5 protein-coding genes and 1 pseudogene are annotated in these 5,717 nt (G+C 60.9%); 5 read left to right on the forward strand and 1 reads right to left on the reverse strand.

All coding sequences use genetic code 11. The annotated features are described in order from the left end of the window. Positions 1-153: 153 nt before the first annotated feature. From ABSG20_RS27885 to pqqA, 4 genes are all read left to right on the forward strand, one after another. A complete protein-coding gene (locus tag ABSG20_RS27885; protein WP_423867697.1) occupies positions 154-1,197 on the forward strand; it encodes an amidohydrolase family protein in 1,044 nt (347 codons plus the stop codon). A gap of 6 nt (positions 1,198-1,203) precedes the next feature. Continuing rightward, positions 1,204-2,046, forward strand: a complete 843-nt coding sequence (locus tag ABSG20_RS27890; protein WP_423867698.1) for a metal-sulfur cluster assembly factor — start codon at positions 1,204-1,206, stop codon at positions 2,044-2,046. 9 nt (positions 2,047-2,055) lie between these two features. Then, the gene (locus ABSG20_RS27895) at positions 2,056-3,684 is read left to right on the forward strand and encodes a molecular chaperone GroEL (RefSeq protein ID WP_423867699.1); all 1,629 of its coding nucleotides are present in this window, start codon (positions 2,056-2,058) and stop codon (positions 3,682-3,684) included. A gap of 247 nt (positions 3,685-3,931) precedes the next feature. After that, positions 3,932-4,012, forward strand: a complete 81-nt coding sequence (pqqA, locus tag ABSG20_RS27900; protein ID WP_291562868.1) for a pyrroloquinoline quinone precursor peptide PqqA — start codon at positions 3,932-3,934, stop codon at positions 4,010-4,012. A gap of 129 nt (positions 4,013-4,141) precedes the next feature. Here pqqA and ABSG20_RS27905 read toward each other — a convergent pair whose 3' ends face one another. After that, complete coding sequence (locus tag ABSG20_RS27905; RefSeq protein ID WP_423867700.1) at positions 4,142-5,116, reverse strand: helix-turn-helix domain-containing protein; 975 nt, start codon at positions 5,114-5,116, stop codon at positions 4,142-4,144. A 389-nt stretch (positions 5,117-5,505) separates the two neighbouring features. Between ABSG20_RS27905 and ABSG20_RS27910 the strand changes: the two are divergent. After that, positions 5,506-5,717, forward strand: a pseudogene (locus tag ABSG20_RS27910) (PQQ-dependent dehydrogenase, methanol/ethanol family); the annotation flags it as partial.

Here is a 5,717-nt window from a genome sequence, read left to right on the forward strand (position 1 = left end):
GGTGCTGTTTGGCGACATGAACGAGGCGATGAAATACATCAGCTGACCGATGCTTGCGAACGACGCCTGGCCGGCGGCTGTGCCGGCCAGTATCATCCGGCTACGCCAATGGCGGGCCTTGCAACAATAAATCCGTGAGGGACAGGAGACGCCATGTACAGGACCGCCAAGGGTGAAGAAATCTTTGTCATCGACGGGCATACCCATTTTTGGGATGGCAGCCCGGCCAATCAGAAGAATATCCACGGCAAGCAATTCATCGAATGCTTCTATGCCTACCACTCGAATCTAAGTCCGCCGTCGGAGAAGTGGGAAAAGGAAAAGTTCGAAAAATACGACGCCAAGACGATGTTCGACGACCTGTTTGTGACCGGCTATGACGACATGGCCATCCTGCAGCCGACCTATCTGACGGATTTCTACAAGAACGGCTTCAACACCACCGAGCGCAATTCCGCGATGAAAAAGAACCATCCGGACCGCTTCATCCTGAACGGCGCCTTCGATCCGCGCGACGGCAGCAAGGGCCTGGAAGACCTGCATGCGCTGTCTGAAAAGTACAAGCTCCAAGGCGTGAAGCTTTATACCGCGGAATGGCGCGGGGAATCCAAGGGCTACAAGCTGACCGACAAGGCGTCCTACCAGTATCTCGAGGCGGCGCAGAAGCTCGGCATCAAGAATATTCACGTTCACAAGGGCCCCACCATCATCCCGCTCAACCGCGATGCATTCGACGTCGCCGACGTCGATGACGTCGCGACCTCGTTCCAGGATTTGAATTTCATCGTCGAGCATTGCGGCCTGCCGCGGCTCGACGATTTCTGCTGGATCGCGACCCAGGAAACCAACGTCTATGCCGGCCTCGCCGTGGCCTTGCCCTTCATTCACACCCGGCCGGGCTATTTCGCGCACGTTATTTCCGAACTGCTGTTCTGGATCGGACCCGACAAGATCCTGTACGGCAGTGATTACGGCATCTGGACGCCGAAATGGCTGATCGACAAGTTCATGGCCTTCGAGATTCCCGCCGACGTCACCAAGGAAACCGGCTCGGTGTTGTCGATGGAGACCAAGACCAAGATCTTGGGCCTCAACGCGGCGCGGCTCTATGGCATTGATGTCGAAGCCCAGAAGAAGAAGATCAGGGCGGGCGGCGGATATGCGCATTTGCCGGAAGCCGTGCATGCGCCGCGGTAACGGCCGATGACCGCGCGTACCGAAACAGGCATAGCGGAGCCGGACCGGCGGATCGATGATCGGCAAGCCCAGGTGTGGGCTTGCCTGCAGGCCGTGACGGATCCGGAACTGGACGAGTCGGTTGTCGAGTTGAACTTCGTCACCAGAGCCGATGTGGACCCCATGAACCGGGTCCACATCGAATTCCGCCTGCCGACCTATTGGTGCGCCGCCAATTTCTCCTTCCTGATGGCGGACGACATGCGCCATGCCGTGAGCGCGCTGGACTGGGTCGAAGGCGTCGATGTCGTCCTGGGCGAGCACATGTTCGCCGACAAGATCAATGCGGGTCTCGCCCGGGGGCTGTCGTTTCAGGAGACGTTCGGTGCCGAGGCCGATGGCAGCCTGGACGAGCTGCGCCGGACATTCCTGGTCAAGGCGTTCCAGCGCCGCCAGGTCGCGCTGCTCAACCATCTCACCGGGACCGGCCTTGCACCCGCAACGATCGTCAGCCTGACTCTGGCAGAGCTTCGCTGCCTGCCGGTCGACGATGAGGGCGAAAAGCTGGTGCGGCGCTATCTTGAGCGCCGGGCCGTCGTCGGGCCGATGCGGGCGGATGCGCCTGCTTTCATCGATGCCGAGGGCGCGCGGTTGAAGGCCGATGGGCTTGGCCGCTATGTTTCGGCTCTCAGGCGCGTCGGCGTCAATGCCGAATTCAACAGTGCCCTGTGTCGCGGCCTGCTCTCCGTGCGTTTCGATCTCGAAACGCCTTTTGTACCGAGATCCCGAACCGCGTTGCCGTCGCCGGGGACGCCGACAATTGCTGATGCCACACCGCCCGTGGCGAACGTTCACGCCAGCCAAGGGTAAGGACATCCTATGCCGAAAATCATGCTGCACGACGAGGCGGCGCGCGCCGCGCTGGGACGGGGCGTCGCCAAACTGGCCAAGGCCGTACGCGGCACGCTGGGTCCGAAGGGGATGAACGCGATCATCGACCGGCCGATCGGAACGCCGATCGTCTCGCGCGATGGCGTCAGCATCGCGAGCGAGATCGAGCTTGAATGCCCGTTTGAGAACATGGGGGCGCAGGTGCTGCGCGAAGTGTCCAAGCAGACCAATGAAGTGGCGGGCGACGGCACCACCACGGCCACGGTTCTGGCTGACGCGCTGGTGCAGGACGGCCTGAAGTGCCTCGCGAGTGGCGCTAATCCGGTTGAACTGGTCGCAGGCCTCGAACTGGCGGTCACGGAGACCATCGCCGTGCTGAAGCGCTCGGCCGCTGCACTGCAGGGGTCCGCCGGACTGCGCGCGGTTGCAAGTATTGCCGCGAACGATGTCGCGCTTGGAGAAATGGTCGCCGAAGCGTTCGAACGGGCCGGAAATCACGGTATTGTCGCCGTGGAATACGGCAACACCGTTCAGACCACCCTGGAAGTCGTCGAAGGCATGGCGTTCGAGCGCGGCTATCTCTCGCATCACATGGTGACAGATGTCGAGAAGATGCAGGTGGTGCTCGATAATCCGTTCATTCTGATGACCGACCACAAGATCCAGACCGGCGATCAGCTCGCCGGTGTGATCTCGCTTGTTCAAAAGAGCGGCCGGCCGCTGCTGATCATCGCCGAGGACGTCGCACCGTCCGTGATCATGCAACTGCTGGCGCACCGCGAGAAAACGAATTTCAGGGTTGCGGCGATTCATCCGCCCGAATTCGGCCATTGGCGCAAGGCGATGCTCGAGGATATCGCGATCACCACCGGAGGCCGGGTGATTTCGGCCGATCTCGGCGGCCTGCTCGAAAAGGCGGAGCTGCGCGATCTCGGTTCTGCCCGTCAGGTACGTATTTCTTCTTCCAAAACCCTGATCACCGCAGGGGGTGGCGATCCGAACAAGATCGCCGCGCGCCGCGAGCAGGTCATGCGGCAATATGATGCCGCGCCGGAGAATATCGAGCGCGACAAGTTTCAGGAGCGCATCGCCAAGCTTTCCGGCGGCACGGCGATGATCCTCGCCGGCGGGGCGACCCCTGTGGAGCAAAAGCGCCGTACCCAGTTGATCGAGGATGCGATCAACGCCACCCGCGCCGCGATCGAGGAGGGCATCGTGCCGGGCGGCGGTGTAGCGTTGCTGAAAGCTGCGCCGAAACTCGATGACTTGATCAAGGGATTGACCGGCAGCACCCGGCAGGGGGCGGAACTGCTTCGAGGCGCGCTTAGCCAACCGCTGTTTCACATTGCCTCCAACGCCGGCCTGAACGCGCAAGCCGAGGTGACGAAGGTTGCGAACAGCGCCAACGGGCACGGACTTGATGCACGCAACGGCGCATCCGTCGACCTGGTCCAGGCCGGCATCATCGATCCGGTCAAGGTCTGCTACTGCGCGGTCCGCAATGCGGCTTCCGTTGCCGGTCTGATCCTGACGACGCAAACCCTGATCGCCAAGAAGCCGGATGACTACGACCCAACGGCGGGACCAGCCCGGGGCGGCGGTGCCGAACGGCTTTGACCCGGGCTGGCGTTATCGCCGGGTTTTGTCGCCGAACGCCCGGTAGATGGGGTTTGGTACGCCGATCGACCGATCGCCGCTCGATCTTGTCCAAGAGAGAAATCGCTGTGTCCAGGAGAGAAATATCGGTTTGCAGGCCTGGCCTGGAGGTGTTCGACGCTCGATCTTCCGCACTTGCGCGATGTCGGGCGTGGTCCTAGGTTCGAACTCGGCGTGGAGTTCGCGCCAAACTGCTTGGGAGAATGGAATGACCTGGAAGACTCCTAGAATTGTCGAAGTGCCGGTGGGCATGGAAATCAACATGTACGCCTGCGCAGCGCGCAAATAGAGCGCATTGGAACGGCCCGGCTCGATCGGCAATTCTTGCCTCGAGCCGGTGCAGGCGTTCTGCCGACGATGCGGGAGAGCCTGCGCCAGCAGGCGTATAAGGCTGATATCTCTCGTCCGAAGCGAAGTTCTATTCGCAGGGAAAGTCCGGGGACAGGCCACCGTGCTGCGCTTTGTGAATCGCAGACGGAACGACTCCGAAATAGTTCCGGAACACGCGGCTGAAGTGCGACGAGCTCGAAAAGCCCCACGAAAATGCGACGTCCGTGATGGTTTTTCCGGCCTGGGTCTGAAGCTCCTGGCGGCAATTCTGCAACCTTGCGTGCCGGATATAGTCGCTGATGGTGGTACCGCGGTCGCTGAACACCATGTGCAGATAGCGCTTGGTGCAGTTCAGCGCCGCCGAGATCTGGTCGATGGAGAGATCCGGGTCGCGCAGATGTTCGCGGATGAAGAACTGCGCCCGGATATACATCGCCTCGGGGCCGACACGATCGAACATCGCGTCGGGCTCGCGCAGCGGCAACAGCAGGAGGTCGATCAGCGCATCGGCTACCCCGATCGCGTTGTTCGGCGATAGTTTGGTGGCTTCGTCGAACGCGGCATGGACAAAGTTGTAGGCGATCCGGCCGGTACCGGTTCGCGCCGAGAGTTTGCATGCCGACATCTTCGCCGAGCGGAAGCCGCGTTCCTGCAGCAGTTCCTTCGGCACGATGACGACCTCGTGTCGCGTCAGCGCCGGGCTGACGATCGTGTGCGGACAGGCTACATCGTAGGCGAGACAATCGCCGGGCATCAGCTCGATGCGGCGGCCGCCCTGCTCGAAATGGGAGATCCCGTAAGTCTGAAACAGTATTTTGACGAACGGATGGGCGCCCGGTTTTGCCCGCGCGGCGGTATGCGCAAGCCGATGCTGGCTCGCCTCGATCTGACAGAGCTTCAGCTTCGAAACCGTCGTATAGTTGATCCGGCCTTCGAACGACGAAGCCTCCAGCGGATCGATGTCGAATCGGCCGCACAGATCGGTCAGTGCATCTGACCAACATTGGATCTGCTGCTTCGGCGCCAATCCGGAAGTGTTGAGTGAGCGGACCGTGTCGGACATTTAGCCACCGATTCGAGATCAAAGCATGACCGCTTGCCGCGAGAGGCCCCTGGTCATGATGGAGCGACCTTTACCTCATTTTGGGCGATCATTTTACGCGATCATTGGGGTTTGAGCAGCATTCCTCCTCACACCCCCTTGATAATCCTCCGACTTAGCTTCGGCGCCGTCAAGGGAAACCTCATCCAATGGGTCGTTCGGGCACGACCGGCCGATGGAGCGGGGCAGAACCGGCGCCGGCTAAAAAGTTCGTCCTGTTTCGCTTTCGCGCAAACGCGCTTCCCTCTTGGGCAAGTTTCCCAGTTCCGAACCGGGTAGGCATACCAACGAAGAAAACTGAAAAGTGGCCCGTTTTTGCGGAACCCTTCGCTCGCACCTGGAGGAAACGAATGAAAAAGTTTTTAGTCGCTACGACTTCGATCTTCGGCCTGTTGGCCATCCAAGGTTACAGCGCGCGCGCGGACGAGGCGCTGGACAAGGCGGCCAAGGATCCCAAGCAGTGGGTCATGCAGGCCGGCGACGACGCCAATACGCGCTATTCCAAGCTCCATCAGATCACCTCCGCCAATGTCAAGAAGCTGCAGGTCGCCTGGACATTCTC

The sequence above is a fragment of the Bradyrhizobium sp. genome (assembly GCF_049512235.1).
Taxonomy (GTDB): Bacteria; Pseudomonadota; Alphaproteobacteria; order Rhizobiales; family Xanthobacteraceae; genus Bradyrhizobium.

Bases quoted from the DNA above. Each gene is read 5' to 3' on its own strand.
- ABSG20_RS27885 (WP_423867697.1), top strand. From the start codon at position 154: ATGTACAGGACCGCCAAGGGTGAAGAAATCTTTGTCATCGACGGGCAT.
- ABSG20_RS27890 (WP_423867698.1), top strand. From the start codon at position 1,204: ATGACCGCGCGTACCGAAACAGGCATAGCGGAGCCGGACCGGCGGATC.
- ABSG20_RS27895 (WP_423867699.1), top strand. From the start codon at position 2,056: ATGCCGAAAATCATGCTGCACGACGAGGCGGCGCGCGCCGCGCTGGGA.
- pqqA (WP_291562868.1), top strand. From the start codon at position 3,932: ATGACCTGGAAGACTCCTAGAATTGTCGAAGTGCCGGTGGGCATGGAA.
- ABSG20_RS27905 (WP_423867700.1), bottom strand. From the start codon at position 5,116: ATGTCCGACACGGTCCGCTCACTCAACACTTCCGGATTGGCGCCGAAG.